The sequence below is a fragment of the Corallococcus sp. AB032C genome (genome assembly GCF_003668935.1).
Taxonomy (GTDB): Bacteria; Myxococcota; Myxococcia; order Myxococcales; family Myxococcaceae; genus Corallococcus; species Corallococcus exiguus.
The window spans coordinates 83367-109619 of the sequence record NZ_RAWP01000004.1 but is presented as its reverse complement, the minus strand read 5'-3'; the positions used below and the strand labels follow the sequence as shown (position 1 = coordinate 109619).

At 70.7% G+C, this 26253-nt stretch carries 21 protein-coding genes; 11 read left to right on the top strand and 10 right to left on the bottom strand.

The window, feature by feature from the left end:
- The first annotated feature begins 66 nt into the window (after positions 1–66).
- A complete protein-coding gene (locus D7X99_RS02825; RefSeq protein WP_121776361.1) occupies positions 67–2475 on the top strand; it encodes a PAS domain S-box protein in 2409 nt (802 codons plus the stop codon).
- Here the strand turns inward: D7X99_RS02825 and D7X99_RS02820 are convergent.
- The 8 genes from D7X99_RS02820 to dgcN form a co-directional block, all read right to left on the bottom strand.
- The gene (locus D7X99_RS02820; RefSeq protein ID WP_120593538.1) at positions 2472–3017 is read right to left on the bottom strand and encodes a D-alanyl-D-alanine carboxypeptidase family protein; all 546 of its coding nucleotides are present in this window, start codon (positions 3015–3017) and stop codon (positions 2472–2474) included. The genes D7X99_RS02825 and D7X99_RS02820 overlap by 4 nt on opposite strands.
- A gap of 121 nt (positions 3018–3138) precedes the next feature.
- Complete coding sequence (locus tag D7X99_RS02815; protein WP_121776360.1) at positions 3139–3540, bottom strand: MGMT family protein; 402 nt, start codon at positions 3538–3540, stop codon at positions 3139–3141.
- A gap of 88 nt (positions 3541–3628) precedes the next feature.
- On the bottom strand, positions 3629–5236 hold the full coding sequence (locus D7X99_RS02810) for a patatin-like phospholipase family protein (RefSeq protein WP_233613058.1): 1608 nt from the start codon (positions 5234–5236) through the stop codon (positions 3629–3631).
- 54 nt (positions 5237–5290) lie between these two features.
- Positions 5291–6151, bottom strand: a complete 861-nt coding sequence (locus D7X99_RS02805) for an alpha/beta fold hydrolase (RefSeq protein WP_121776359.1) — start codon at positions 6149–6151, stop codon at positions 5291–5293.
- Between the two features lie 117 nt (positions 6152–6268).
- Positions 6269–7837: a cell division protein FtsK gene (locus tag D7X99_RS02800; RefSeq protein WP_233613057.1), complete on the bottom strand. Its 1569-nt coding sequence runs from the start codon at positions 7835–7837 to the stop codon at positions 6269–6271.
- Between the two features lie 109 nt (positions 7838–7946).
- Complete coding sequence (locus D7X99_RS02795; RefSeq protein ID WP_233613056.1) at positions 7947–9605, bottom strand: DUF2339 domain-containing protein; 1659 nt, start codon at positions 9603–9605, stop codon at positions 7947–7949.
- A gap of 120 nt (positions 9606–9725) precedes the next feature.
- On the bottom strand, positions 9726–10454 hold the full coding sequence (locus D7X99_RS02790) for a YebC/PmpR family DNA-binding transcriptional regulator (protein WP_121776357.1): 729 nt from the start codon (positions 10452–10454) through the stop codon (positions 9726–9728).
- Positions 10455–10515: 61 nt separating this feature from the next.
- Positions 10516–11529 (bottom strand): N-acetyltransferase DgcN, encoded by a 1014-nt coding sequence (dgcN, locus tag D7X99_RS02785; protein WP_121776356.1) that lies wholly within the window; start codon positions 11527–11529, stop codon positions 10516–10518.
- 115 nt (positions 11530–11644) lie between these two features.
- Here dgcN and D7X99_RS02780 point away from each other — a divergent pair, with 115 nt between their 5' ends.
- The 5 genes from D7X99_RS02780 (at position 11645) to D7X99_RS02760 (ending at position 17877) form a co-directional block, all read left to right on the top strand.
- Positions 11645–12265: a hypothetical protein gene (locus tag D7X99_RS02780; RefSeq protein WP_121776355.1), complete on the top strand. Its 621-nt coding sequence runs from the start codon at positions 11645–11647 to the stop codon at positions 12263–12265.
- Between the two features lie 104 nt (positions 12266–12369).
- Positions 12370–12981, top strand: coding sequence for an RNA polymerase sigma factor (locus tag D7X99_RS02775; RefSeq protein ID WP_121776354.1), 612 nt, complete (start codon positions 12370–12372; stop codon positions 12979–12981).
- Positions 12978–16055, top strand: coding sequence for a CHAT domain-containing protein (locus tag D7X99_RS02770; protein ID WP_121776353.1), 3078 nt, complete (start codon positions 12978–12980; stop codon positions 16053–16055). The genes D7X99_RS02775 and D7X99_RS02770 overlap by 4 nt, the downstream gene beginning before the upstream one ends.
- A 50-nt stretch (positions 16056–16105) precedes the next feature.
- Positions 16106–16621: a hypothetical protein gene (locus D7X99_RS02765; protein ID WP_121776352.1), complete on the top strand. Its 516-nt coding sequence runs from the start codon at positions 16106–16108 to the stop codon at positions 16619–16621.
- Between the two features lie 311 nt (positions 16622–16932).
- Entirely contained in the window at positions 16933–17877 is a 945-nt protein-coding gene (locus tag D7X99_RS02760) for a hypothetical protein (protein WP_121776351.1), read from the top strand.
- 18 nt (positions 17878–17895) lie between these two features.
- Here the strand turns inward: D7X99_RS02760 and D7X99_RS02755 are convergent, their stop codons facing one another.
- Complete coding sequence (locus D7X99_RS02755) at positions 17896–18426, bottom strand: FHA domain-containing protein (RefSeq protein ID WP_120574237.1); 531 nt, start codon at positions 18424–18426, stop codon at positions 17896–17898.
- Positions 18427–18609: 183 nt separating this feature from the next.
- Between D7X99_RS02755 and greA the strand changes: the two genes are divergently transcribed.
- The 5 genes from greA to thrC all read left to right on the top strand — a co-directional run bounded on the left by greA (position 18610) and on the right by thrC (position 24921).
- The gene (greA, locus tag D7X99_RS02750) at positions 18610–19116 is read left to right on the top strand and encodes a transcription elongation factor GreA (RefSeq protein WP_120593553.1); all 507 of its coding nucleotides are present in this window, start codon (positions 18610–18612) and stop codon (positions 19114–19116) included.
- Between the two features lie 116 nt (positions 19117–19232).
- On the top strand, positions 19233–22208 hold the full coding sequence (gene recG, locus D7X99_RS02745; protein ID WP_121776350.1) for an ATP-dependent DNA helicase RecG: 2976 nt from the start codon (positions 19233–19235) through the stop codon (positions 22206–22208).
- A 90-nt stretch (positions 22209–22298) separates the two neighbouring features.
- Positions 22299–22934 (top strand): protein-L-isoaspartate(D-aspartate) O-methyltransferase, encoded by a 636-nt coding sequence (locus D7X99_RS02740; RefSeq protein ID WP_121776349.1) that lies wholly within the window; start codon positions 22299–22301, stop codon positions 22932–22934.
- A gap of 92 nt (positions 22935–23026) precedes the next feature.
- Positions 23027–23593, top strand: a complete 567-nt coding sequence (locus tag D7X99_RS02735) for a hypothetical protein (protein WP_121776348.1) — start codon at positions 23027–23029, stop codon at positions 23591–23593.
- The gene (thrC, locus tag D7X99_RS02730; RefSeq protein WP_121776347.1) at positions 23590–24921 is read left to right on the top strand and encodes a threonine synthase; all 1332 of its coding nucleotides are present in this window, start codon (positions 23590–23592) and stop codon (positions 24919–24921) included. The genes D7X99_RS02735 and thrC overlap by 4 nt, the downstream gene beginning before the upstream one ends.
- A 25-nt stretch (positions 24922–24946) precedes the next feature.
- On the opposite strand, the gene ribB is transcribed toward thrC, so the two are convergent.
- Positions 24947–26074, bottom strand: coding sequence for a 3,4-dihydroxy-2-butanone-4-phosphate synthase (gene ribB / locus D7X99_RS02725; protein WP_121776346.1), 1128 nt, complete (start codon positions 26072–26074; stop codon positions 24947–24949).
- Between the last annotated feature and the right edge of the window lie 179 nt (positions 26075–26253).

Here is a 26253-nt window from a genome sequence, read left to right as displayed (position 1 = left end):
TCTGGCACATGGGCGGGCGAGCCCCCATCGTTGAAGAGGGAAGACTCCGTCCCCTCCACGCGTCCCATGGCCCGCCTGCACGACAGCCCAGCGCATCCGCCTCCGCGTGGCCCGCCACCGGAGTACAGCAGCCTCCTCGACGCCGTGCTCGCCAGCATGGGCGAGGGGCTGCTGGTGGCGGATGAGCACCAGCACCTCGTGTTCATCAACCCGATGGGGGAACACATCCTGGGCATGGGGCCCACCGACGAGCCGGTCAGCCGCTGGCCGGCGCATTTCGGGCTCTACCTGCCGGACCAGGTCACGCTCTATCCGTCCGAGCGCCTGCCCATGAGCCAGGCGCTCCGGGGGGAGACCGTCAGCCGCGCGGAGGTCTTCCTGCGCAATGCCTCAAGGCCGGCGGGGACCTGGCTGCACGTCAGCTCCAGTCCGGTTCGCGACGGAGCCGGCCAGGTGCGCGGTGGCGCCTCCGTCATCAGCGACGTCACCGACTTCAAGCGGGCCGAGGACGCGGCGCGCGAGGGCGAAGAGAAGTACCGGTCGCTCTACAACACCACGCCCGTGATGATGCAATCCATTGATCCACGCGGGCGGCTCATCAGCGTCAGCGATTTCTGGTTGAGCACGCTGGGCTACGAGCGCGCGGAGGTGCTCGGGCGCGAATCGGTGGAGTTCCTCACGCCGGAGTCCCGGAGGTACGCCCGCGAGGTCGTCCTGCCCGAGTACTACAGGACAGGGGTGTGCAAGGACGTGCCGTACCAGCTCGTGAAGAAGAGCGGGCAGTTCATCGACATCCTGCTGTCCGCCATCGTGGAGCGGGACACCTCCGGGAAGATGGTCCGCTCGCTCGCGGTGCTGATCGACGTGACCGAGCGGAAGCGAACGGAGGAGGCGTTGCAGGAGAGCGAGCAGCGGCTGCGCGCCATCCTGGACAACGCGCCGACCGTGTTCTTCCTCCTGGATACGCAGGAGCGATTCCTGTTCGTGAACCGCGAGTGGGAGCGGCTCTTCCACCGCACCCGGCAACAGGTCGCCGGCAAGACGGTCTTCGATGTCTTTCCCCGGAACATCGCGGAGACGCTGCACGAGGCCAACCGGGACATCTTCCAGAGCCGGGTCGCCGTGCAACGCGAGGAGCGGCTCCAGCACGACGATGGGATCCACATCCACCTCACGCAGAAGTTCCCGCTCCTCGACGCCAATGGGGTTGCCTACGCGCTCTGTGGAGTCGCCACCGACATCACCGAGCGCAAGCGGATGGAGGTGTCACAGCGGTTCCTGGCCGAGGCGAGCCGCGAGTTGGTGGCCTCGCTCGATCCTGAAACCACGCTCCAGCGCGTCGCCGAGCTGGCCGTGCCCCTGCTGGCGGAGCTGTGTGTCTTCTTCGTGCGGACGGAAGGCGTGGGTCTGCGGCCGGTGGCGGTGGCGGACCGTTCGCCGGCCCGCGCCGCGAGCGTGCGGGAGTTCCTGCGACGCCATCCGCCGGAGCCGGAGTCCCTCCACGGTCCAGCCCGGGTGCTGGCCACGGGAGAGTCGGAGGTCTCCGAAGCGTCACAGGGCCTGTGGGATCCCGACGAGCTGCCGGAGGACCTGCGGCCGCTCGAGGACCGGCCTTCGCTCGGCGTGCCCCTCCAGGCGCGAGGCCGCACCCTGGGCGTGCTGTATCTCCTCTCCCCTGATCCGGGGCGCACGTATTCACCGGCGGAGCTGGCCTTGACGGAGGAGCTCGGCCGCCGGGCTGCCTTCTCCATCGACAACGCGCAGCTCTATTGCTCGGCGCAGGAGTCCATCCGCGCGAGGGATGAATTCCTGTCCATTGCCTCCCATGAGCTGAAGACCCCGCTGACCTCCATGCGGCTGCGGGTGCAGCAGATGGAGTCCGTGCTCGTGGGAGCGCGCCCCCTGTCCCCGGAAAGGGTGAAGCGGATGCTGGAGGTCTTCGAATCCCAGCTCCAGCGGCTGTCGCATCTGGCGGAGCACCTGCTCGACGTCTCCCGCGTCAACGAGAAGCGGATCGACCTGCACCTGGAGGAGATGGACCTGATGGCGGTGGCGCGGCACGTGGCAGGCCACGTCGCGGAGCAGCTGCAGAAAGCAGGCTGCGAGTTCGAACTGGTGGCCCGGGAGCCGGTGTGGGGGAGCTGGGATCGGCTGCGGCTGGAGCAGGTCATGCTCAACCTGCTGACCAACGCGATGAAGTATGGCGCGGGTCATCCCATCCGGATGGAGGTGGCGAAGCACTTGGGGCGGGCGCGGCTCACCGTCGAGGACCAAGGCATGGGCATTCCGTTCGAATCCCAGGCACGCATCTTCGAGCGCTTTGAGCGCGCCTCCTCACGCAACTACGGAGGGCTCGGCTTGGGGCTCTTCATCACGCGACGCATCGTCGAGGCGCACGGCGGAAGCATCCGCGTCGAGAGCGAGCCGGATCACGGCGCGAAGTTCATCGTGGAACTGCCGCCTCACGCGGCCTAGCTCGCGTCCTGGCGGACCACGGCGGGCGTGGGCTCCACGTCCAGGGGACGGCCCATGCAGTCCTCGCCGTCGTCGGGCGCCGAGGTGCTCTTGGGCCGGTACTCCCAGTGCCACGGCTCCGACGCCACGGTGCGGCGGAAGCCGAAGCGGCACGCGTTGCCCGCGAGCCAGTCATACGTGGGGGACGCTTCTTCGCTGCCCACCACCAGGTCCACCGCGAGCCCGCGGTTGTGATTGGAGCGGCCCGGCCGCGCGGCCTTGGGCCCCAGTCCCTTGCGGTAGCGGCGCCACAGGAAGCGCTGCTGCTGATACGAACGCCACCCGCTCGTGACGAGAAGGGGCTGCCCCGCCGTGCGCGCCTCCTCCGCCATGCGCTCGAAGGCGGACGCCGCGTCGCGGTGGAGCCGGTGGCCGGTGTGGATCCGCACCAGGCGCGGTGCCTTCGCCTTGGCCCTGCGGACCTTGGCTTCCTTCGCGAACCCGACGGGTGCCAGCAGACAAATCAGGAGCGCGAGGCCCCAGCGGAGCAGGGGAGAGGACATTCTTCGGAGGTCCAAGCAGTGGGCGAGGACCTGAGGCTGACGCCTTTATTCCGCTCTGAAAAGCAGGCGAGCCTGCGAGCGCTTTCCGCTCGTATCCGGTCGCCCGGACGCTCCGTGAGCCCTAGAAGAGCTTGAGCTGCGCGTCGGGTGCGGGCGCGTCCTTGGGCGGCAGCACACTGAAGCCGTTGGCGCGTGCCCAGGCCTCGCTCGGGCCCTTCCAGTGGTGCGCGTCCATGCGCGCGTGGCCCGCGTCATCGAAGGCGACGCCCTCGGCCTCCAGCAGCTCGCGCTGGCGGTGGCCGGAGGTGCTGATGCCTCCCGTGCGGTTGATGATGCGCTGCCACGGCACGGTCGACGCTCGCGAACCCAGCGCCGCCATCGCATGGCCCACGGTGCGCGCATCACAGGCCCCGCCGACGATGGTGGCGATGTCTCCGTAGGTGGCCACCTGTCCAGAGGGCACCTGTTCGCAGACGCGGTAGATGCGCTCGTACGGGTCCTGCGTGTCGGTGGAGGATGTCATCGGGTCTCCGGGCTGGGGCTGCCAGAATCCTACTCATGGCATCCACCGATGCACGCGAAACCCGAGGCGTCCGCCAGTCCCGGGGCCGCTAGGCCGCCACGGCTTGCTGCTCCTGCGACGGCACACCGGCCTGGTTGAGCACTGCCCATTCCTGGCGCAGGCGCTCGTACAGGGCATTCAACGGCTGGCCCTGCGCTTCGTACTGTCCGGCGTGGTGCTCCACGATGTGACGCAGGAGCACGTAGCAGAGGGTGGCCGCGCCCGCGCTCTCCACCGCGGTGAATTGGGCCGTGTCCGTGAACCAGAGTGTGGTGGGCATCTGACAGGCCTGCGTGCCCATGGCCACCAGGTGCGCACCGGGCTTGAGCCACGGGTGCTTCGCGAACAGGTTGGGCCGGTCCACCGTGAGCGCGGAGATGAGGTTGGAGATGCGCCGGTCCTTGAACCGCGAGTCCCCATACACCTGACCGAACACGAGCCCGCGCACCCGCTTCATGAACACCTTGGTCGTCAGCGCCAGCAGCGACGTCGCGCGGAGCACCAGCATCTGCGTGAACTCCGGCACGGTGAGCTTCTTGAATGACGGCCAGACGTTCAGGTCCATCTGCCGCTTCACCAGCGTGATGACGTCCGTCAGCCGCGCACGCACCCAGACCAGCGCCGTCGCCACCGACGCCGTCAGCACGCCGGGGATGAGGTAGAGGAAGTAATCCTTGGGCTCCCAGTCGCCCGCTTGAGCGGTCTCGAACCCGCGCCACGCGAGGATGGCGGCGGAGAGCAGGGTGAGGAAGAAGAGGCCGTAGGCCAACCAGGAGACGCCGTTCAGCGTCACCCAGCCGCGCTTCGTCGGGTTCTCCGGAACGTTGTACATCTCCGGGCTCTGGACGCTGACGTCGGAGATGACGAGCGTGGGCGGCGGATCCGCCCGGTTGAACGCGAGCAACAGGCTGTCGATGCCCTGGTTGTCGTAGATGCCGCCGTCCATCAGCGGCAGGCCGTTCTGGAAGCCCGGGCCCAGCGCCGCCAGCGCGGTGGCGAGCGGATAGCCCTGGGGCCAGTGGAACTGCTGCGGGAACACCAGCGGTTCGAAGCCGCCCGGGAAGCACGACGACGCGGCGGCGATGTCCGCCAACCGGACGTGGCTGGCCACCGGGCGAGGCATCCGGTAGCCGTTGTTGCCCAGGACGGTGAGCGGGTTGTTGCTGCGCCGGAAGCGGAAGTCCAGGCCGGTGTGGAACTCGGTGGTGTTGAAGATGGCCTCCTGGAGCTGGAGTCCGCTTGCGTCCAGGACCTCGCCGAAGCGCCGGTCGCCCAGGAAGTCGGGCCGGGCGTAGACCTCCGCGGCGGACCGGATGAGGCTGGCCCAGGCATGGCTGCCGTGGTCGCGGTTGGAGGTCAGCCCTGTCAGGGCCTCCGCAATCACATTCGTCTGAAGCAGATACGCCGAGAACGTCTCGTGAAACGCCTTGAACGGCTTGCCGTCCAGCTGGCTCACCACCCAGGCCAGGCCCGTGAGCGTTCCACCGGACACCGTGGACAGGCCCACGACATCGGACAGCAGTTCCACGGTGTCGAGGAACCGCAGCGTCCCCAGGTGGAACGCCGCCGCGCGATAACCCCCACCGGACAGGGACAGCGCGAGCGGTCCGAGCGGACCGTGTTTCTCTGTGACAGGGGGCGTGGCGTCTTGGCTCATGGGGGGCTGGGGTGCGGCGGGGAGGACGGCGCGAGCTTAGGCCAGCGGCGCGTTCTACCGGTACGCCATGGCCGACTGGCGGGAGCCCTCCGCGGCGTCCAGGTGCTCCTTCAGGAGCGCGTTGACGCGATCCGGGATGCGCAGGGGCACGCCGTGCGAGGCGTGGGGGAGCTCCACGAAGCGAGCGCCAGGAATTCCCGCCGCCAGGGCCTGCCCGGCGGTGGGGGGCGCGATGGGATCGTGCGTGGCGCTCACGACCAGGGTCGGCAGGCCCGCCAGCCCCTGGAGGAACGGAGTCGCGTCCGCGCTTCGCATGGCTCGGAACTGGCGCATCGCCACGGGCGGCTGGTCCGCGAGGTCATGGTCGAACAGCTCCGCGAGCTGCTCCGCCAGCGCGTCCTTGTCGGCGTGGGCCAGCTCCTCGGGTGCCAGCACCATGCGGAGGAACGCGTGGCGCCGCATGCGCCGCGTGCCGACCTGGGTCCGCAGGCCCATGAGCAGCAGGCCTGGCGTGAGGCGGGTGGGCACCGCGCCCGTCGCGAACGTGCACAGCAGCGCGAGGCTGCGCACCCGCTCACGTGCCTGGTGCGCGAGGTACAGCGCCACCAGCCCGCCCAGCGAGTGCCCCATGATGTGCGCGCTCTTCCATCCCTGCGCGTCCATCAAGGCGAGCACGTCGTCGGCCATCAGCTCCACCGTGAGCGCCTCGCCTGGCGGCTGGCTGGCGCCGAAGCCCCGGTTGTCCAGGCAGAGACACCGGAAGTGGGAGGCCAGGCCTTCCACCTGTGGCCGCCACCCTGTGGCGCCGACGCCGACCCCCTGGATCATCACCACCGGCGGACCGTCTCCCTCCACGAACCAGCTCAGCGTGCAGCCCCGGTGCAGGGTGCTCCGTCGGCGGTAGGCGAGGCTCATGAGGGCTCCTGAAGCAGGGAGGCGCGAAGGTTATCCTGTCCCCGGGGGCACGGGTCCTTCGCGTGGGGGGTGGGCCAGGCGCCCCATTCCATGAGCCTGACTCCCGAGGCCGCGCCGTCAGGGAACGGTGTAGAGCCCGACGACGTTCGGGTCCAGCGTGGCGCTGGAGATGCGGAGGCCGGTGGCGGTGCTGACGCTCGCGACGTCTGTCACGCCCAGGTCCGCCAGCGAGAACGATACGCCTCCCAGCTTGGACTGCACCGTGCCCACCGGGTTGCCGGTGAGGCTCGCCACGCCGCTGGTGTACGAGATGGTCGCGAGCGCCGTGGACGTGTTGCCCGTCGCCGAAGGGGTGAAGTCGCTCGCAAGCAGTGCAAGCGAGTAGTTGCCCACGGCCTGATTGGACGCGTTGATCAGCGTGACGGTGGCGTCGTCGCCGAGCGTCGTGTTGGTGGGCGTGCTGTCCATGATGAAGAAGCGCGTCTTCGTGGTGAACGCCGCGGCGAACTGGAAGTGGCCCGTGTTCAGGTTGTTCGTGCCGTCGTGGATGCTCAGCCCGGTGGAGGCCGCGCTGGCGTTCGCGGGCACCGTGCCCCGGGCACTCGGCGTGTTGGTGCTCGTGATGCCGTTGGCCGTCGCGCCCACGAGGTTCGTGAACATGCCCTCCGACGTCGTGATCGATGCGAGCTGCGTGTTGCCGGTAACGGTGGCCGGCGTCCCCGCCGTCACCGAACCCGTGAAGGTCGCGCCGGTGACGCGCAGTCGCGTGGGCGCGTTCACGACCGGATCCGGCAGCGAGGTGATTTCGTAGGCGACGCGGTGGAGGTTCGCCGCATCGGCCGCGCTGATGCCCAGGTCGGCCGCCGCGCTGCCCGTGCCCGTCGCCAGACCGCGGGGATCCGCCTGGGTGATCTTCGCGAACAGCACCGCCGCGGACAGATAGCTGCCGTACTTGCTGGAGTGCCGGCTGTCCTGGGCACTCCACAGGTTGAACATCCCCGGCGAGATGCCATCCGCGGGATTCGGGTCGGCCAGGTTCTGGTCCACCGCGCGCATGTAGCCATCGCCCACGCGGGCGACACCCGTGAAGCCCAGGTCTCGGTAGGCCTTGAAGTAGGCGTCGCGCAGGTCGGTCTGCATCGCCTGGAGCCCCGCGGTCCCGCTCGGGTAGCCCTGCGTGCCCACGGACGCGGGCGACGACCACGTCTCATACAGATACAAGTTCGCGGAAGGGTTCGCGGCGCGCACCAGGGTGCGCAGGTCGCGCGCGGCATCCGTGAAGCCCGTGGGTGAGCCACCGCGCGAGGTGGGCAGCGGTGTCGTGCTCTGCTCCTGGAGCACGACGGTGTTCCACGTCGCCTGACCGATGGTGGAGGCCCGGTTCGTGTGGTGCCACCGGAGCGTCTGGCCGCTGGCCGTCTCCAGGCTCACGTTGAACGTGAATCCGGCCTGCGTGGTCAGCTTCTTGAAAATGCCCGGGATGCCGCCCTGGCCGGAGCCATTCGTGTCGGTGACGGCGGACTTGTTGTACGAATAGGCCGGCTCCTCGTTGCCATGCGTGAAGCTGTTGCCCACGAAGAGGATGTTGCCGCTGTTGACCGCGGCGGTGGTGCTCTCCAGGTTGTCCTGCTCGGACTCGGGGCGGGACGCACAGCCCGCCTGGGTCGCGATGACGCCCAAGGCCATCAGGCTCAGCACTCGCGGGTGAACGGCGGCCAAAAACGCATTGAGTTGAGACCGGCGCATTTCGCCATCATGACGGAATAGCGTGTTTAGCGCGAGTGGGTGTCTGTCTTCACCCGCGCCGGTCGCGCAGCCGCGTGTATGTGTATGAGACGAGCAGCAGCATGACGCCCAGCAGGATGAAGGTGACCACGCGCTGATCCGGCGGCAGCTTCGCCACGTCCACCAGCACCAGCCGCCCCAGGGCGAGCCCCAGCACCGCCAACGCGGCCAGCCGGTACCAGCGCTCGCGCACCGCGAAGCCCACGCCGAAGAGGAGGAAGGCGGCGATGACCCAGCCCAACGTGACGAGCCCCTGGGGCATCCGCGCGCCCACCAGCGCCACCAGCGACAGCCCCGCGCCCGCCGCGCAGATGGCGGTGAAGGCCGTCCGGGCCTCGGGCTCAGGCATGCCCGCGACGCGCACCGTCCCGCCGCGCTCCACCAGCACGAATGCCACCACCAGCCCGATGAGCAACGTCAGGCGGCCCGGCGTCTCCCATTCACACGCGCCCAGCGCCACGTAGAGGATGAGCACGCCCACGCCCCGCAGCACCGGGGACTCCACCCCACGCGCGGCCAGGCCCGCCACGAGCCCCGTCACCGTCCATGCCGCCACCAGCGCGACGTCGTCGTAGCGCGCGGGCATGGCCAGCGCGAGCGTCACCGCCGTCAGCGCCAGGTACGCGTGCGTCAGCGCCGTGGGCGCACGCTGGAGCCTGGACACGACGGCCCCCGCGCCATGCGCCAGCGCGACGACGAGGAGGAAGCCGAAGAGGTGCGAGTCCTGCTCCTGGGAAACTTCGTACGCGCCCAGCGACGTCAGGCCCACCCAGTTGAGCAGCGTGAACGCGAGGCTTGCGCGCACGGGCAGGTCGCGCGGGCGCACCAACAGCGCCACGGAGAACAGCAGGAAGTAGAGCGCGAGGAAGCCCAGGCTCAACAGGAGCCGGTCATCCTCGGGCGCACCCGGCGCCATGTGGCCCGTGCGCACCGCCCAGACGACGTGCGTGCTGTACACGGCCACCAGGCTGGACAGGGGCACGATGACCCAACGGTTGCGCACCAGGAAGAACAGCGCGCCCGCCGCGAGCATCGTCGTGGACAGCAGCGTGAACGCGGTGATGTCGCTGAGCATCCCCGTGTGCAGTCCCAGGAACAGCGCGATGCCCGCCACCGTCTCCGACTGCATCCGGTGCGCGATGGTCACGATGGCCACCACGAACCCCGCGAGCAGCACCAGCGCCAGCACCTCGCTGTCGATGACCCGCACCGCCGGGATGAAGTGCAGCGCGTAGGTGACGAAGTACGCGAGCGCCAGACCGCCGCCGAAGACGATTCGCCCGAAGAGCTGGTTCCGCCGCGCCAACCACAACCCGAACGCGCCCAGCCCGGCGCTGAGCAGGTAGCCCGCGCCCACTCGCGCCAGCACCCCCAGCTCCCCGAAGTGGTACGTGATGAGGTACGCGATGCCGATGATGAGCGCCACGATGCCCAGGCGGCTCAACCAGTAGGTGCCGACATGCGCCTCCAGGTCCCGCTGCTGCTCGGGCACTGCCACCGGGGCCGCGACTGTGCCGACCGCGGGCATGGCCACGGGGCGCGGCGCCTCCCGGGACTCCAGGCTCGCGAGCCGCGTCTCCAGGGCCGCGACCGTCGCCTCCAACCGCTTCACCGTGTCCCGCAGGTCCTGCCCTTCACCCTCGTCCGACATGGACTTCCCCTCGGGCATCCACGCGCTTGTCCGGCCCGGTGAACCTTCAAGCACAGGCCTCGCGTCCCTTGGCTCTGACGCCGCGTGAGCGTGGCACCGGCCCCCGGGGAGTGCGCTCAGGGGCCGGATGCCGTTGCTTCAGGCGAGGTTGTGGAACACGTGCTGCACGTCGTCGTCCTGCTCCAGCATGTCCACCAGCTTGAGCACCTCCGTGGCCTGCTCCTCGGGCAGCTCCTTGAGGGTGCCGGGCAGGGGGATGTACTCGGACTGGGTGGACGCGGTCGCGATGCCCTTGGCTTCAACCGCCGACATCAGCTTGCCGAAGTCAGCGAACTTGCAGCGCAGGAGCAGCTGCTTTTCGCCCTTCTCGCCCGTGGTCTCGCCCATCTCCTCCAGGCCGTGGTCGATGAGCTCCAGCTCCAGCTCCTCCTGGTTCACCCCTTCGGCGTCCAGGCGGATGGCGCCCATGTGCTCGAAGAGGCGGGACACGCTGCCCGCCGTGCCCATGCTCCCGCCCAGCTTGGTGAAGGGGAAGCGGACGTTGGCCACGGTGCGCGTGACGTTGTCCGTGGCCGCCTCCACCAGGATGCCCACGCCGTGCGGCGCGAAGCCTTCGTAGAGGAGGATCTGGTAGTCGGCCTGGTCCTGACCACTGGCGCGCTTGATGGCGGCGTCCACGTTGGTCTTGGGCATGTTCGCCGCGCGGGCGTTCTGCACGGCCCGGCGCAGCGCGGGGTTCGATTCGATAGTCGGCCCGCCCGCCTTCACCGCGATCACGATGTCCTTCGTGATGCGCGTGAAGACCTTCGCCATCTTGTTCCAGCGGGCGAACATCGTCGCCTTGCGTGTCTCGAAAATGCGTCCCATGGTGCCCTCAATATACCGTGAGCCGCTCCAGTAGAGCGGGTTTCGGAAGAAGGAGCCCGTGTCACCCGCGCGGGAAGCGGCTCGACAGCGCGTCCGCCAGGGGGCCCGCGCCCGTGCGCAGGGGGTCCACGCAGGGCAGGCCATGCGCCCGGCCGGTGGCCTCCAGGAGCGATAGCGCCTCATCCTCGCCCAGGTGCTCCGTGTTGATGGCGATGCCCGTGCATTGAATGGCCGGGTTCGTCAGCTGGCCCTCCAGCACCGTGCGGTCGATGACGTCCTGGATGGATGGCAGCGGGTGCTGCACGCCTCGCATGCGCGTTCGCGTGGGCTCGTGGCAGACGATGAACGCGTCCGGCTGTGAGCCGTGCAGCAGGCCCAGCGTGACGCCAGCGAAGGAGGGGTGGAACAGCGACCCCTGGCCCTCCACCACGTCCCAGTGGTCCGCGTCGTTCGCGGGCGTGAGCCACTCCGCCGCGCCGGCGACAAAGTCAGACACCACGGCATCCAGCGCCACGCCTCGCCCGGAGATGAGGATGCCCGTCTGCCCGGTGGCCCGGAAGTCCGCCTTCCACCCTCGCTGACGCAGCTCCTTCTCCAGCGCCAGCGCCGTGTACTTCTTGCCCACCGCGCAGTCGGTCCCCACGGTCAGCACGCGCAGGCCGGGCCGCTTCGTGCCCTGTCCCGTGGCGAAGTCCCGGTCCGGGAAGCGAACGTCGTGCAGCTTGCGCCCGTGCTTCGCCGCCGCGGCGGCCACTGCGGGGAACGAGGACAGCCGCTTGTGCAGCCCGGTGGCCACGTCCAGTCCGGCCTCCAGCGCCCGCACCAGCGTGTCCACCCACGCGTCCGCGAGCACGCCGCCCGGATTCACCACGCCCACCACCAGCGTGCGCGCGCCCTTCGCCTTCGCCTGGGCGATGTCCATGTCCGGCAGGCCACAGTCCGCCACGCAGCCCGGGAGGCGCAGCTGACCCACGCACCAGTCGGGCCGCCAGTCCACGATGCCGTGGGCCGTCTTGGCCGCGAGCTGATCCTTCACGTCTCCCAGGAACAGCAGGTAGGGCTTGTCGATGTCCACGCGCGGTGCCTTAGCACGGCCGAAAAACAGCGTGGAAATGGCGCGGGGGAATAAGCGCGACACCGGACGTAACAGGGAGGAGCCCGCACGCGGGCCCCTTCTTCCGGAGTCACCCATGCGCTTCATCCCCTCCGCTGCCTTCATGTTCGCCGCCTCGCTCGCCACCGCCTGTGGGGGGCCCCTCGAGGAGGAGACCCCTGGCGCCGAGGTCGTGGATGAGTCCGTCGCCAGCCAGGAGCAGGGCATCGACGAGGCCTGCGTGGGCTCGGGCGTGGTGCTGGCGCAGCCGGACGGCGCTTCGATCAATGCCGTCTTCCCCCACTGCTCGTACGCGGACATGTCGGCGGCCTCCAACGACGGCACCTATGATCAGCCGTCCTGCGTCCACCGCTTCGTGACGGAGATCAACGGCCTGGGGGGCCAATACGCCCAGCCGTTCGTGGAGGTCATCCCGGCGTCGAGCAACGTCACGGAGAGCGCCTGCAAGGGCGTGGCGATCACCGGCGCCGCGTTCGGCTACGCGAACGGCGTCTGGTGGGGGCTGGGCTCGGTGAGCACCACCGGCACCTGGTACGCGGCGGGTCCCTTCTTCCCGGCGTTCTGCGGGCTGCGCGTCAACATCGGCACGGGCGGGTCCGGCTACAGCAAGATTCGCGTCACGGGCTTCGGAGCGGCGCTGGGGGTCTTCAAGGCCCGGGTGCGCACGGGCGTTCGCATCGGCAACGGCCCCTGCTAGCCCTCCTGCCTGCCATCCCGGGTCTCCCACCTGTCGGGTGGGAAGTGCTGGGGAGGGTGTCGACGGACTTCGCGGGCGGGGCGGCTCCTGCTAGGAACGCCCCCGTGGTCTTCCGCCCGCGATCGCCCCGCGCCGTCCCGCCCGGGGAGTCCTCCGCATCCGCGCCGGAGGTGCCTTCGGCCTCCCGTGGGGACGCCGCGGAGTTCCAGGCGCTCATCGCGCGGTGCGCTCCGGCGTTGGAGGAGCGGGCCCGCATCCTCTGCCGGGGCCGCAACCCGGCGGACGCGAAGGACTTGTTGCAGGAGACCTACGAGCGGGCCTTCCGCGCGTTTCATACGTATGACCGGTCCGCGCCTCCCATGGCGTGGCTGGCGTCCATCCTCGTTCGACGCTTCCTCGACTGGTGCCGGCACGACCGGCGCCACCCCCAGGAGGAATTCACCGACGCGATGGGGGACACCCTGGCGGAGGCCGACGCCGCCCCGGAGACATGGGCGCGCTACACGTTGGATGACGTGTGGAAGGCGGTGGAACAGCTTCCCCCGGAGCTGCGCGAGGTGGTCCGCATGAAGGACATGGAGCGACAGAGCTACGCGGAGATCGGCCGACGGCTCGGCATCCCGTCCATGACGGTGGGCACCCGTCTGTTCCGTGCGCGCAAGAAGCTCAAGGATCTGCTCCTCGCCCGGGAAGGCACCGCGGGGGGCCCGGCGTGACCGTCTCCTGTGAACAGCTCGCCGCCTTCGTGGACGGGGAGCTTCCGCCAGAAGAGGCCGAGGCCTTCCAGGCCCACCTCGCGACCTGCGCGGAGTGCCAGGCCGGCCTGGAGGACCAGGTACAGGCGAGCCTCCTCGTGCAGGCCGCCGCCGACGCGCGTGCCGCGTCCGGAGCACAGACGCGGCCCGTGGCGTCCCCCGGTTCGGAAGGTGGCCCCGATGCTTCGGCGGCGGGGCCGGGACTTCGGGCCGTCCCCGGGACGGGAAGCCGGTCCGAACCGGTGCCCGGTGCCGGGACGCGCTCCCCGTCCGCTCACCCGCGCGGCCGTGCCGTGTGGGATCGCCGCCGTGTCGCGGGTTTCGCGGCCGCTGCCGCCGCGGTGGTGCTCGCGGTGCTGCTGGTGGGACGTCCGTGGCGCTCCTCGGAGACAGTGCGCGCGCTGCCCTTCGCGCTGGCCTCCGTGCGTCCGTTGGAGGGCCGGCTCAGTCACCCGGGCCTCGCGGACTACCGGGCCACGGGCACGATGCGCGGCGGCGCGGACGGACGGCCGGAGCTGGACCTCAAGGCCCTGTCGGAGCTGGAGGCGAAGGGCGACCTGCACGGCGTCGCGACCGCCTGGCTCGCGGCCGGGGACTTCGAGCGCGCGGAGCGCATCCTGGAGCGGCTGCCCGCGTCGCCCGCCGTCATGGGAGACCTGTCGCTGGTGGCCCTGGGCCGTGCCCAGCCGGAGCGCGCGCTGACGCTCTTGGAGAGGGGCCTGGAGACCGCGCCGGACGACGCACGGCTGCACTGGAACCGGGGCCTCGCGCTCCAGGCGCTGTCGCTGGAGCTGGCCTCCGCGGCGGAGTTCTCCCGCGTGGCGCAGGCGAAGGAGCCCGGCTGGAGCACCGAAGCCACCGAGCGCGCGGACGGCCTGCGCAAGGGCGCGCTGGCGCGTCGGGACTCGTGGCAGGCCATGAACGCGGCCGGCATGGAGCTGGCGCTGGAGGGAACGCCGTATCCGGGCTCGATGGCGCGGCGCAACCCGGACCTGGCGCGGCTGTACCTCTACCACGCGTTGCGCGCGGCCCCGTCCGTGGAGCGCGTGAAGACCCTGGCCCCGCTGGCCGCGCTGCTGGACGACGTCACCCACACCCAGACCGCGAGCGCCTACGCGGCGCGCGTGGCGGCGGCGGACTTCAGCAAGCGCGGCCCGCTGGCCAACACCTACCGCGAGCTGCTGGCTGGCACGCGTTCGCTGCGGGGCGCGGAGGTGGACGCGTTCCTCGCGCGGCTGCGGCGCTCCGGCGAGCGCGACCTGTTGCTGGGCGCCATCCTGCTGCTCCACCAGGAGGACCGCTTCGTCGACGAGCTGGCGACGCTGGTCCGTCAGTCCGGTGAGCCCGCCTGGTACGACGCTCCGCTCGCCCGGGGCCGGGCCCAGGCGGCGCAGGCCCGGGGCGACATGGAGACGGCGGAGACGTCCCTCAAGGACGGGCTGGCGGCGTGCCGGAGCGCGGGCTTCCAGGACCGTTGCGTGGACCTCCAGCGGCACCTGGCGGCGCTCTACAACCGGATGGATCGCCGCCACGAGGCCGGGTCGCTGGCGCGCTCCGCGCTGGAAGAGGCGTTCCGCACCGACAGCTGGTTCCAGGAGGAGGTGCTCCTGTCCGACCTGGTGACGAGCGCGCGGCTGAGCCACGCCCCGGCGCTCGCCCGTGCCTACCTGGACGAGTTCGTCCAGCACGCGCCGGAGGACTGCGCACGCCGGTCGGAGTACCACCACGCACGGGCGCTCCTCTTCGTGGAGGACCTGGACGCGAAGCGGGCCCGGCGCGAGGTGCAGGACTCGCTCGCCTGTCCCACCGCGCCCACGCTCCTGGAGGTCGCCGTCGCGGGAGACCTGCTGCGGCTGGAGGGCAGCACGGTGCCGGGACGCGAGCTGGACCGCGTGCGCGAGCGCATCCGAGTGCTGCGCGAGGACCCGTCGCTGACCGCCGGCGAGCGGTTGCTGGTGGACCACATCGAAGGGCGCATCCTCATCGAGCGCGACCGCGAGGAGGGCCAGAAGCTCCTGCGCGGGGTCATCACCGGCTCGGTGCTCCACCGCTCCACCGACATCGAGGCGCGCAAGGCCTGGGCCCACAGCCATCACGTGCTGGTGATGGACGCGGGCCGGGCGAAGGAGTGGGGCCCCGCGGTGGACCTGCTCGCGCGGGAGGTGGACCGCACCGCGCCCACGTCGTGCCTGCTGGCGCTGGCGGGCCAGGATGAACGGATGCTCTTCGTCGCCCGAGGCCCCACCGGCGCGAGCGACGGGCTGTATCTCCACGCCCTCAAGCAGCCCCTGCGCGAACAGGTGCCCGCGGTGCCTGGGAAACTCCTGCAGGTGCTCGCCGGCTGCGACGTGGTGCGAGTGCTCGCGGAGCCCATCCTCCTGGGACGCCCGGGGCTGCTGCCCGGGGACCGCGCGTGGAGCTATCTGGCTCCGGGCGGCCACCGCGTGGAGGCTCCGGCCTCGGCGCCCGTGCCGAAGCGGCTGGTGGTGTCGGACGTGGAGCCGCCCGCGACGCTGGGGCTGCCTCGCCTGATGCCGTGGAAGGGCATGACGGGGCAGGGTGACGTCCACCTGCGGGGCCGCGCGGCGACGCCGGAGGCGGTGCTCGCGGAGATGGAGGACGCCACGGAGGTGGAGCTGCACACGCACGGCCTCTCAGGCACCGTGTCCGACGCGGCCTTCCTGGCGCTGTCTCCGGACGCGGCCGGCCGCTACGCGCTCACCGCGGAGGAGCTGGAAGGGCACACGCTCCGGGGCACCCCGGTGGTGATGCTGGCCGCCTGCGACGCGAACGTGGGCGCGTGGCGCTACCACGCGGTGTCCAGCCTGCCGTCCGCGCTGATTCAAGCGGGCGCGCGGGCCGTGGTCGCGCCCTCCACGGAGGTGCCGGACGTGGAGGCCGGTGCCTTCTTCCAGGCGCTGGTGGACTCGCTGCGGCGAGGCACTCCGCCTGCCCAGGCGCTCCGGGACACCCGCGCGCGGTGGCTCCAGCAGGGCAGCGCCCGGTGGGTCCAGGACCTGGTCGCGTTCGAATAGACTCCCGGCGAATATCCGCGCCGCCGCGCGTAAAGGAACCGGGAGGATTCATGATCACGCGTTGGAAGTCCGCAGTGGGAACGATGGCCGTGGGGGTTGTCGCCCTGTCGGCGGCGCAGGCAGGGGCCCAGCCTGCGAGGGTCCAGAACAATCAGGTGAAGCTCGCTCCGGCGAAGCCCATCGCGAGCCCGGCGACGGCGAAGTCCAGCGGCACCGTGGACGTGGCCGTGGATGAAGGCGCCAAGGGCACCCGCATGTACCGGTACGACCGGGGCAGCGGGAAGCTCACGCTGGTGAAGCAGCTCACGCAGAGAGAGGCGGCCAGCACCACCGCCGGCTTCAAGGCGTTGTCGTCGGTGGAGGCCGGTGGCGGCACGGCTCTGGTGGATCCGGATCGCGGCGGCGCTGTCGCCCCCGAAGGCAAGCCTCCCAAGGGCGGACCCCCGGGCGGACATGAGGAGGGCCAGCAGCTCACCCAGTCGGACCTGGCCAACATCCACCGCGAGCTGGGCAGCCTGAAGCTGAACAAGTCCCAGGTGAAGATCGGCACCCAGGCCCAGCGGTAATCCCAGCCTCTCAACGGAAGAAACGGACGGCCGTGGCGCCGGGGTGGGGACACGTATCCTCGCCCCGGAGGGCCACGGCCTTCACGTTCCTGGATGAACGCCTACCCACGCGTTCAACCCCAGACGCCCGGAGTGTCTGCCCTGACCTCGCTCCCGCGTTTCCCGCACCTCTCTCGCCTTGCCACACGTACAACGTGGTCGCACTTTTCGTGCGTGAGGGGGCGCTGCTCGCCCGTTTGTCTTTGACGCCCTCCTTGTCCAAACGTTCGTGGGACCGGCTGGAGCGCCCGCGGCAGCAGGAGGTTGCACACATGGGGAACGTGGAGAACGGGCGTCGTCGTGGCGAGGGGGGACTCTCCTGGTGGGCGTGGGGACTGGCCGTGGCCGTCCTGGGCGCGGGCTGTGACCCGGGCGGCCGGGAGCCCGTGCCAGCGGATCCGCTGGCCACGCAGGAGCAGTCCGCTCTCAGCTACAACAGCCTTTCGTATAACGGGCTGTCATTCAATGGGTTGTCTTTCAACGGGTTGTCTTTCAACGGGCTGTCGTTCAATGGCTTGTCATCCACGGCCTTCGCGTCGTGGTACGGCGCGAATCCGGCGCTCGCGGCGGAGGTCATGCGCTACATCGTGCGCTGCGCCATCCCGGAAGGGCAGACGCGCACGTACACAGATGCGCAGACGAACACGGTGCACACGTGGACGGGCCTGCTGGGCCTGGCGCCAGGCTGGGCCGGAGGGGCGCCCGCGACGGAGACGGAACAGCAGATCGTCTCCGCGTGTCTCGCGGCGCACAGCAATCCCTTCGGTGTGAGCGTGCCCATCTCCGTGTTGGGCCGGGACGGCCTGGGGGTGGTCATCCCCGCCTCCGAGGGTGAGCTGGCCACCTTCGCCCGGCCGGAGTCGTGCTTCTTCGGCAATCTCTTCCAGGGACAGGGGCTCTACGCGGGCAGCCAGAATCCGCCCCTGGACGCGACCCAGAGCACCACGCGTGCGTGCGCGGTGGTTGATGGCTCCGGGATGCCTCGCATGACGTGCGCGCCGCTCATCTACGTGGGGAGCTGCTCGGACGTGTGCACGCAGGCGGGAGCGGCCTTCGCGAGCTGCACGGTGGGCGGCGTGAGCTTCCAGCCGCTCACCACGCGCGTGCGCGACGCGGACCTGGCCGTGTGCGGCGATGGCATCTGCCAGGTGACGGAGTCCTGCGGTGCGTCCAACTCGTACAACGCGTGCGCGGCGGACTGCGGCGCCTGTCCGTGAGGTGAGAGCGGGCGGCCTTCAGCCGGAGTGGGAGCCCAGGCCGGAGGCCGCGCCCACGCGCAGCCGTTCATGCAGCGCGTCCGTGAGCAGGTACCAGAACTGGACGTTGCCGAAGCTGAGGATGTCGCCGCCCCGGAGCGGCACCTCGCGCTGCCCGATGGTGCTGGCATTGACGAAGGTGCCGTTGGTGGAGCCCAGGTCGCGCACGGTGCAGCGGCCCGCCGCGCGGCTCCACTTGAGCTCCGCGTGCTGCTTGGACACGGACGCATCGTCCAGCACCAACTCGCAGTCCAGCCTGCGGCCAATGCGGAGCACCTCCGAATCCCGGAGGGTGGGGAGGGTGGCGACGAGCAAATCGTCGAACTCGAAGAGGAGGGCGAGCATGCCCTGCTCGACGTCGCCGGGGTCCGCCATGCGGGTGGGCGCGAGCGCGGCGGCGGACAGCTCCGACGGCGGACGCTGCACCAGCGCGAAGGGGCCCAGCTGATGCTGGAAGGCGCCCACGGGGAGGGCGGAGGCGAGCGCGCGCAATTCCTGGACGGACAGCACGTGCAGCAGCCTAACGGGTCGGCCGTCGGGCGCCCAGCCACTACCGGACGATGGTTGTAAGGCTTTCGTTGACCGGCCAGTCACTCGTTCCCTACATTGACCCTTTCGAGTCGCGGGTCGGGTTCCAGGAGGGAACGCCAGACCTCCGATGCGCAGCCAGGTGATGGAAGGAGCGGTGGTTCGATGAGCGGGAGCGACAACATCCCGATGACCCCCCACGGTCTGCAGAAGCTCAAGGACGAGCTGAAGCACCTTCAGTCCGTGGAGCGGGGCAAGATTTCGCGTGAGATCGAGGTCGCGCGTGCGCACGGCGACCTGCGAGAGAACGCGGAGTACCACGCGGCCAAGGAGAAGCAGTCGCACATCGAGGGGCGCATCTTGACCCTCGGCGACTGGATCGCCCGCTCGGAGGTCATCGACCCGGCGAAGCTGGGCGGCGACAAGGTCATCTTCGGCGCCACCGTGGAGCTGGTGGACACGGAGAACGACAAGACCATCAGCTACCGTCTGGTGGGTGAGACGGAGGCCGACCTGAAGAAGCGGTGGATCGCCGTGACCTCGCCGGTGGCGCGCGCGCTCATCGGCAAGAAGGTGGGCGACATCGCCACGGTGCAGAGCCCCGGCGGCGTGCGCGAGCTGGAGGTCGCGGCCATCAGCTTCGAGGATCCGCAGGAAGAGTCGGCCAGCTAGCGCTGAAGCCCGGCTGGCCGGGTGTCCTTCGGGGGGGCGGGCCTGGGCTCGCTCCCCCGGTTTCGTTTTCCCTGCGGCGTCAGAGCGCTTCGTAGGATGGAGGCTGGAAATCCCGCGTGAACCACCCGCTCGCCAGCCTCGTTCGACCTCTCAAGTACGCGTGTCAGCGTGACTTCGCCCAGCTCGGGACCGTGCGGGATTTGCGCACGTTGATGGAGCGCACCCTGGCGTCGGCCGGGGGCGTGGACGCGCGGGCTCTGGAGGAATTGAGGGCGGCGCTGCCGCACGTGGATCCACCCGCGCCGCCGGAGCACCGCAAGGCCGCGCTGCGCCAGGTGTTGGGTGCGCTGAAGCTCAGCGGCGTGGTGCTGCCGGAGGAGCTGGAGCGGGTGGTCGTCACGGGGGAGATCAACGCCGTGGCGGCGAGCTTTCCCCGGTCGCCGGAGCGTGCGCACGTGCTGGAAGGGGAGCTGAACCCCGCGCCAGCGCGCCGCCGGTTGACGCCGCCGCAGGGGACGGTGGAGGCGCGTGGCAACACCGTGCCGCCGTGGCGTTCGCAGGACCCCGTGCCGCAGGTGGGCGGTGGCGTTCCGGCGGCAACGCCCGCGACCGCATCCCGGCAGCCGCAGGCCCGTGCAGCTTCGCTCCCGCCGGGAACGGGTCCCCAAGGTGGGAATGCGGGTCCCGCGAAGGGCGAGCCGGTGCCTTACGGCGCGCGCATGGCGGCATCCCGAGGCGCCGCGATGGGGCCTTCGCAAGGTGACGCCCAGCCCTACGGTGCGCGCATGGCCGCGGCCCGGAACGCCGCCGTGGTTCCCTCGGGTGCGGCGGCCCGTGCTCCGGGTGCGAAGCCCAATGCGAGCACCGAGCCTCGCAAGGGCGCGCCGCCAGCGGACCGTGCTCCCGCGGAGAAGGCCCGGAAGAAGAAGGCCAAGGCCGTGGGCGCGGAGGCGTCCCGCTCCGAGGCGAAGCTGTTGTCCATCGCGCCGCGCACGGGCCCGCTGTCCGCGCCGCTCAAGACGCTGGGCAAGCGCCTGGGGCCACGGCTCGTCGCGGTGCTCGACAAGAAGGGCCTGCGCCGCACCGGCGACATCCTGTTCCTGTTGCCACGCTGTTACGAGGACCGCCGCAAGCTGCGCACCATCGCGGAGCTCATCCCCGGCGAGCGCGGCGTGACGGTGGGCACCGTGAAGACGGCCGACTTCGTCCCGGGGCGCGGCGGCAAGCGCATGTTCCGCGCCGTCGTGGGGGACCGCTCCGGCAGCATCGCGGCCACCTATTTCAACGCCGGACCGTGGCTCAAGAGCCGCTTCTCCGTGGGCAAGCAGCTGGTGCTCTCCGGCGAGGTGCGCGCCTCCATGAACGGCCGGGAGATGGCCCACCCGGAGCTGGAGCCCGCCGAGGACCTGGAGAACACGACCTCCGTCCACTTCCACCGCATCGTCCCCGTCTACCCGGGCTTCGAGCGCGGCGAGCAGCGCTCCTTCCGCGAGCTGACCTCGCGCATCAGCGAACAGCACGCGCACCATCTGGAAGAGCCGCTGCCCGCGGACCTGCGCCGCCGCTACCACCTGATGGGCCTGCCGGACGCGCTGCGCTTCATCCACTTCCCGCCCGACGATGCGGACCTGGAGGCGCTGGACGCGCACCAGAGCCCCGCGCACCGCCGGCTCGCGTTCGACGAGCTGTTCTTCCTCCAGCTGGGCATGGCCCTCAAGCGCCAGGGTATCAAGGCGGAGGAGGGCATCGCCTTCGACGTCACCCCGGCGCGGCTGGACAAGGCGCGCGCCGCGCTGCCCTTTGAGCTCACCGGGGCGCAGGCACGCGTGGTGGGGGACCTCGCCCGGGACATGGCGCGTCCGGAGCCCATGAACCGGTTGGTGCAGGGCGACGTGGGCAGCGGCAAGACGGCCGTGGCGCTGGTGGCCGGCATGGTGGCGCTCCAGGATGGCTACCAGGTGGCGGTGATGGCCCCCACCGAAATCCTGGCCGAACAGCACGAGCGCACCTTCCGCCGCATCCTGGAGCCGCTGGGCTACCGCGTGGGGCTCATCAGCGCGGCGGGCACCGCGAAGCACAAGCGCGAGGTGCGCGAGTCCGTGGCGAAGGGCGACATCCACCTCGCCGTGGGCACGCACGCGCTGCTGGAGGGCGGCGTGTCCTTCCAGAAGCTGGGGCTGGTGGTCATCGACGAGCAGCACCGCTTCGGCGTGCTCCAGCGCCACACGCTCATGAGCAAGGGGCTCACGCCGGACGTGCTGGTGATGACCGCCACGCCCATCCCGCGCACGCTCGCGATGACGCTCTACGGCGACCTGGACGTGTCCATCATCGACCAGCTGCCGCCGGGCCGCACGCCCATCACCACGCGCGTCTTCAACAACGAGCAGCGCGCGCGCGTCCACGAAGCGGTGGGCTCGGAGCTGGCCAAGGGCCACCAGGCCTACGTCGTCTATCCGCTGGTGGAGGAGTCGGAGAAGCTGGACCTGGAGGACGCCACCCAGGGCGCGACGAAGCTGCAGGGGGTGTTCCCCAACGCCAGCGTGGGCCTGCTGCACGGGCGCATGAAGCCGGAGGAGAAGGACGCCGTGATGGAGGCCTTCCGCGACAAGCGCATCCAGCTGCTCGTCTGCACCACGGTGGTGGAGGTGGGCGTGGACGTGCCCAACGCATCCGTCATGGTGGTGGAGGCCGCGGAGCGCTTCGGCTTGTCGCAGCTGCACCAGCTGCGCGGACGCGTGGGCCGTGGCGCCGCGGCCAGTTACTGCTTCCTCGTCGCGGGCGCCGCGCGCTCCTGGGAGTCCACCGAGCGGCTGGGCGTGATGGAGCGCAGCAGCGACGGCTTCGTCATCGCGGAGAAGGACCTGGAGATCCGCGGCCCCGGCGAGTTCCTGGGCACGCGGCAGAGCGGCCTCCCGGAGCTGGCCGTGGCGAACCTCGTGCGCGACGGCGACCTCTTGTCGCTCGCCCAGGCGGAAGCGCGGCGCATCATGGACGCCGACCCCCAGCTCCAGAAGCCGGACCACCAGGGGCTCGTGAAGGCGCTGGAGGAGCGCTGGGAGGGCCGGCTCGCGCTTGCCCGGGTGGGGTAGGCCCGAGGAGGCCCGCGCCCGCCCCCTGGATTGTCCCGGACTGTCGTCGTGCTTACTTTCCTGGCTGGAGGACCACGGGGGGCGTACGCGATGGGAGACTGGGGGCGAGCGGAGTATCTGGCGCGGCAGGGCATCCGGGATCGACGGGTGCTCGCGGCGATCGCCAACCTGAGCCGCGCGGACTTCGTGCCCTTGGACGCGCGGGACTCGGCCCATCAGGACGTGCCGCTGCCCATCGGCCACGGGCAGACCATCAGCCAGCCCTACGTGGTGGCCCTGATGACCGAGGCCCTGCGCCTGCGCGGTTGTGAGCGCGTGCTCGAAATCGGCACCGGCTCCGGCTACCAGACGGCGGTGCTGGCGATGCTGGCCCGCGAGGTCTTCACGGTGGAGATCGTCCGCGAGCTGGCCCGGCCCGCCCGGCGGTTGCTCCACCGGCTGGGCTTCACCAACGTGTTCTACCGGGAGGGTGACGGCTCCCAGGGTTGGGCCCAGGCCGCGCCCTTCGACGCCATCATCGCCACCGCCGCGCCAGAGGACATCCCCCGGGAGCTCCTGCGCCAGCTGAGGCCCGGGGGGCGGATGGTCATCCCCGTGGGCTCCGTGAACGAGCCGCAGGAGTTGCTGCGCATCCGCCGGAGACAGCCGGGGATGCTGCCCCGGGTGGAGCGCCTGCTGCCGGTGCGCTTCGTCCCCATGATGGGACTGGGCTCCGCCCCGAGCTGAGCGGGTGCGACAGGCCGCGCGCCTGCATGCCCACTCCCAGCGTCCCCGAGGTCGCGTTGCCGAGCGGTGAGGGGACCGGTAACGTCCCGCCCATGATCATCTGCCCGGTCTGCGACCACGTGCAGTCGGAAGGCGAAGAGTGCGAAGGCTGTGGCAAGCGTTTCCCTGGCCTCATGAACATCCCCGCGCCTGTCGTGGCACCGTTGGCGGAGCTGGAGCTGACGCACCACGAGGGGGGCCGCGTGCCGGTGGACGCACCCGCGCTGCCGGAGCTGGACCTGACGCGGCTGCGCTCGGGGCCGGACCTGCCGGCGATGGTCGTGCCCGACCTGGAGCTGACCCGTTCAGGCGCCACGGGCGAGGTGCCCGTCGCGCAGATGACGGACCTGGACACGGGCCGTGCGCAGGACGACGGTGTGCGCACCGCCGCCCCGGTGGGCGCGGTGACGTGCCGCTACTGCCGCCATGTCCAGGCGGAAGGCCTCTTGTGTGATGGCTGCGGCATGCGGCTGCCCCGGGTCCGGGTGGCGGCTCCCGCGACGGCGAAGCGCGGCGGCGGGGACGAGGACGAGCGCGTGCCCTGTCCCTCGTGCCACGTGCCGTCCAGGCCGGGCCGCCCGTGCGTGGCGTGCGGCACGAAGGTGGAGGTGGAGGCGTGACGGCTCCAGCGCTGAAGGCGGGCTACGCGTGCAGCGAGGGTTGTGGCTTCACCGCCTCGCTGTGGGACGTCGTCTACCGCTGCCCGCGCTGTGAAGGCCTGCTGGAGGTGGCCCACGACGAGGCCGCCCTGCGCGCCATCCCCGCGGCGGAGTGGAAGCGCCGCTTCGAGTCCCGCTTCGCGACGTCGCGGTTGCCAGACGGCTCCGGCGTCTGGGGCAAGCGCGAGTGGGCGCTGCCCGAGCTGCCGGTGGAGGACATCGTCTCGCTGGGCGAGGGGCGGGTGCCGCTCAAGCCGCTGCCTCGCATGGCGGCGGAGCTGGGGCTGGGCTCGCTGATGTTGAAGGAGTGCGGCGTCTCACCGACGGGCAGCTTCAAGGACTGGGGGATGACGGTCCTGGTGTCCGCGGTGAAGCACCTGCGCTCGCGCGGCACGCCCATCCGCGCGGTCGCGTGCGCGTCCACGGGCGACACGTCCGCGGCGCTGTCCGCGTACGCCGCGGCGGCGGGCATCCCGGCGGTGGTGTTCCTGCCGAAGAACAAGGTGTCGCTCGCGCAGCTGGTGCAGCCCATCGCCAACGGGGCGCGCGTGCTGTCGCTGGACACGGACTTCGACGGCTGCATGAAGCTGGTGCAGGCGGTGACGGCGGACACGGGGTTGTACCTGGCGAACTCGATGAACTCGCTGCGCATCGAGGGCCAGAAGATGATCGCCATCGAGCTGTGCCAGGACCTGGGCTGGGAGCCGCCGGATTGGATCGTCATCCCAGGCGGCAACCTGGGCAACGCGAGTGCCCTGGGCCGGGGTCTGGATCTGCTCTTCACCCTGGGGCTCATCACCCGCCGGCCGCGCATCGCGGTGGCGCAGGCGCAGCGGGCGAACCCCCTGGCGCGCGCCTTCCGGGGCGGCTTCCAGGAGCTGGTGCCCATGCAGGCGGGAGCGACGCTCGCGTCCGCCATCCAGATTGGCAACCCGGTGTCCTTCCGCCGCGCGGTGCGGATGCTGCGCGCGTTCGACGGCGTGGTGGAGGAGGCGACGGAGTCGGAGCTGTCCAACGCGGCGGCCCGGGCGGACCGCGAGGGCACCTTCGCCTGTCCGCAGACGGGCGTCGCGCTGGCGGCGGTGGAGAAGCTGGCCGCGTCGGGCGTGATTGCGAAGGGCTCCAGCGTCGCGGTGGTGGCCACCGCGCACGGGCTGAAGTTCGCGGACTTCAAGGTCGGCTACCACCGCGAGACGCTGAGCGACGTGAAGGCCGCGCACGCGAACCCGCCGGTGGAGCTGCCCGCGGACCTGTCCTCCGTGCGCGAGGCCCTGAAGGACCTGGGCTGAAGCCTCGCGCGCCTCCGGGGTTTCGCTACTCCACGTCGAGCGACAGGCGCGACTCGATGGTGAGACCGAAGCCGGAGAGGCCCCGGTAGGTCATGTCCGTGTTGGACATCACGCGCATGGTGCTCACGCCCAGGTCGGTGAGGATCTGGCAGCCCATGCCCACGTCGCGCGACTCGTTGGCCGCGCGGCTGACGGACGCGCTGCTGCCGTCGCCCGCGCGCTTGTGGTGGATGCCGAAGTCGTTGCCGTGCATGCCGGGCAGGTAGACGATGACGCCCGTGCCCTCGCGTGCGACGTTCTCCATCGCGCGGTCCAGCAGCAGGTTGCACTTGCAATCCGGTGACCCGAACACGTCGCCCAATGCGCAGGCGCCGTGCAGCCGCACCAGCGGGGCGGGCTGGACCTTCGACGGGTCGCCCTTCACCAGGACAAGGGACTTCGCGCCGTCGGGCGTCCACGTGTAGGTGAGGGCGGTGAACTCACCGTGGCGGGTGCGCACGACGCTCTGGCCGGACTCACGGCGCACCAGGCGGTCCTTGCGGCTGCGGTACTCGATGAGGTCCGCGATGGTGACGAGCTTGAGGTCGTGCTCGCGCGCGAACTGCTTCAGGTCCGGCATGCGCTGCATGGTGCCGTCGTCCTTCACCAGCTCGCAGAGGATGCCGGACGGCTGCAGGCCGGCGAGCCGCGCCAGGTCCACGGCCGCCTCGGTGTGGCCCGCGCGGCGCAGCACGCCGCCTTCGCGGTAGCGCAGCGGGAAGATGTGGCCGGGGCGCAGGAAGTCGTCCGCGGTGCTGTTCGGGGCGGCGAGCGCGCGGATGGTCTTCGTGCGGTCGTTGGCGGAGACGCCCGTGGTGGTGCCGTGGCGGAAGTCCACGGAGACGGTGAAGGCGGTGCGGTGGGACTCGGTGTTCTCCGCCACCATCTGGGGCAGGCGGAGCGAGTCGAGCCGCTCGGCGAGCATGGGCTGGCAGATGATACCGCTGGTGTGGCGGACCATGAACGCCAGCATCTCCGGGGTGGCGAGCTCGGCGGCCATGATGAGGTCGCCTTCGTTCTCACGGTCCTCGTCGTCGGCGACGATGACGCACTTGCCAGCCTGGATGTCGCGGATGGCCTCCTCGATGGTGTTCAACTCGGAGTCACGGCTCATGTCGGGGGAACTCATCCTGCTGACGACGTGGAGAGGCATGGTTCGCGGCATGTAACGCGAGGGGGGTGGGGTGGCAAGCCATGCTCGGGGAGCGGGCGTGCGTCCGTTCAATGGCTGGGATGAGCGCAAGCTGTGACTGCGCGTCTGTGTAGGTGGGTGCCGCCCGGCGGGCGACTCGA

What these genes read in the sequence shown, in the direction of transcription:
- D7X99_RS02780 (WP_121776355.1), top strand. Translation starts at nt 11,645, where the DNA reads ATGCGCTTCATCCCCTCCGCTGCCTTCATGTTCGCCGCCTCGCTCGCC.
- D7X99_RS02795 (WP_233613056.1), bottom strand. Translation starts at nt 9,605, where the DNA reads ATGCCCGAGGGGAAGTCCATGTCGGACGAGGGTGAAGGGCAGGACCTG.
- D7X99_RS02760 (WP_121776351.1), top strand. Translation starts at nt 16,933, where the DNA reads ATGGGGAACGTGGAGAACGGGCGTCGTCGTGGCGAGGGGGGACTCTCC.
- D7X99_RS02740 (WP_121776349.1), top strand. Translation starts at nt 22,299, where the DNA reads ATGGGAGACTGGGGGCGAGCGGAGTATCTGGCGCGGCAGGGCATCCGG.
- D7X99_RS02790 (WP_121776357.1), bottom strand. Translation starts at nt 10,454, where the DNA reads ATGGGACGCATTTTCGAGACACGCAAGGCGACGATGTTCGCCCGCTGG.
- D7X99_RS02805 (WP_121776359.1), bottom strand. Translation starts at nt 6,151, where the DNA reads ATGAGCCTCGCCTACCGCCGACGGAGCACCCTGCACCGGGGCTGCACG.
- D7X99_RS02815 (WP_121776360.1), bottom strand. Translation starts at nt 3,540, where the DNA reads ATGACATCCTCCACCGACACGCAGGACCCGTACGAGCGCATCTACCGC.
- D7X99_RS02765 (WP_121776352.1), top strand. Translation starts at nt 16,106, where the DNA reads ATGATCACGCGTTGGAAGTCCGCAGTGGGAACGATGGCCGTGGGGGTT.
- D7X99_RS02800 (WP_233613057.1), bottom strand. Translation starts at nt 7,837, where the DNA reads ATGGCCTTGGGCGTCATCGCGACCCAGGCGGGCTGTGCGTCCCGCCCC.
- greA (WP_120593553.1), top strand. Translation starts at nt 18,610, where the DNA reads ATGAGCGGGAGCGACAACATCCCGATGACCCCCCACGGTCTGCAGAAG.
- D7X99_RS02810 (WP_233613058.1), bottom strand. Translation starts at nt 5,236, where the DNA reads ATGAGCCAAGACGCCACGCCCCCTGTCACAGAGAAACACGGTCCGCTC.
- D7X99_RS02820 (WP_120593538.1), bottom strand. Translation starts at nt 3,017, where the DNA reads ATGTCCTCTCCCCTGCTCCGCTGGGGCCTCGCGCTCCTGATTTGTCTG.
- D7X99_RS02735 (WP_121776348.1), top strand. Translation starts at nt 23,027, where the DNA reads ATGATCATCTGCCCGGTCTGCGACCACGTGCAGTCGGAAGGCGAAGAG.
- D7X99_RS02825 (WP_121776361.1), top strand. Translation starts at nt 67, where the DNA reads ATGGCCCGCCTGCACGACAGCCCAGCGCATCCGCCTCCGCGTGGCCCG.
- ribB (WP_121776346.1), bottom strand. Translation starts at nt 26,074, where the DNA reads ATGAGCCGTGACTCCGAGTTGAACACCATCGAGGAGGCCATCCGCGAC.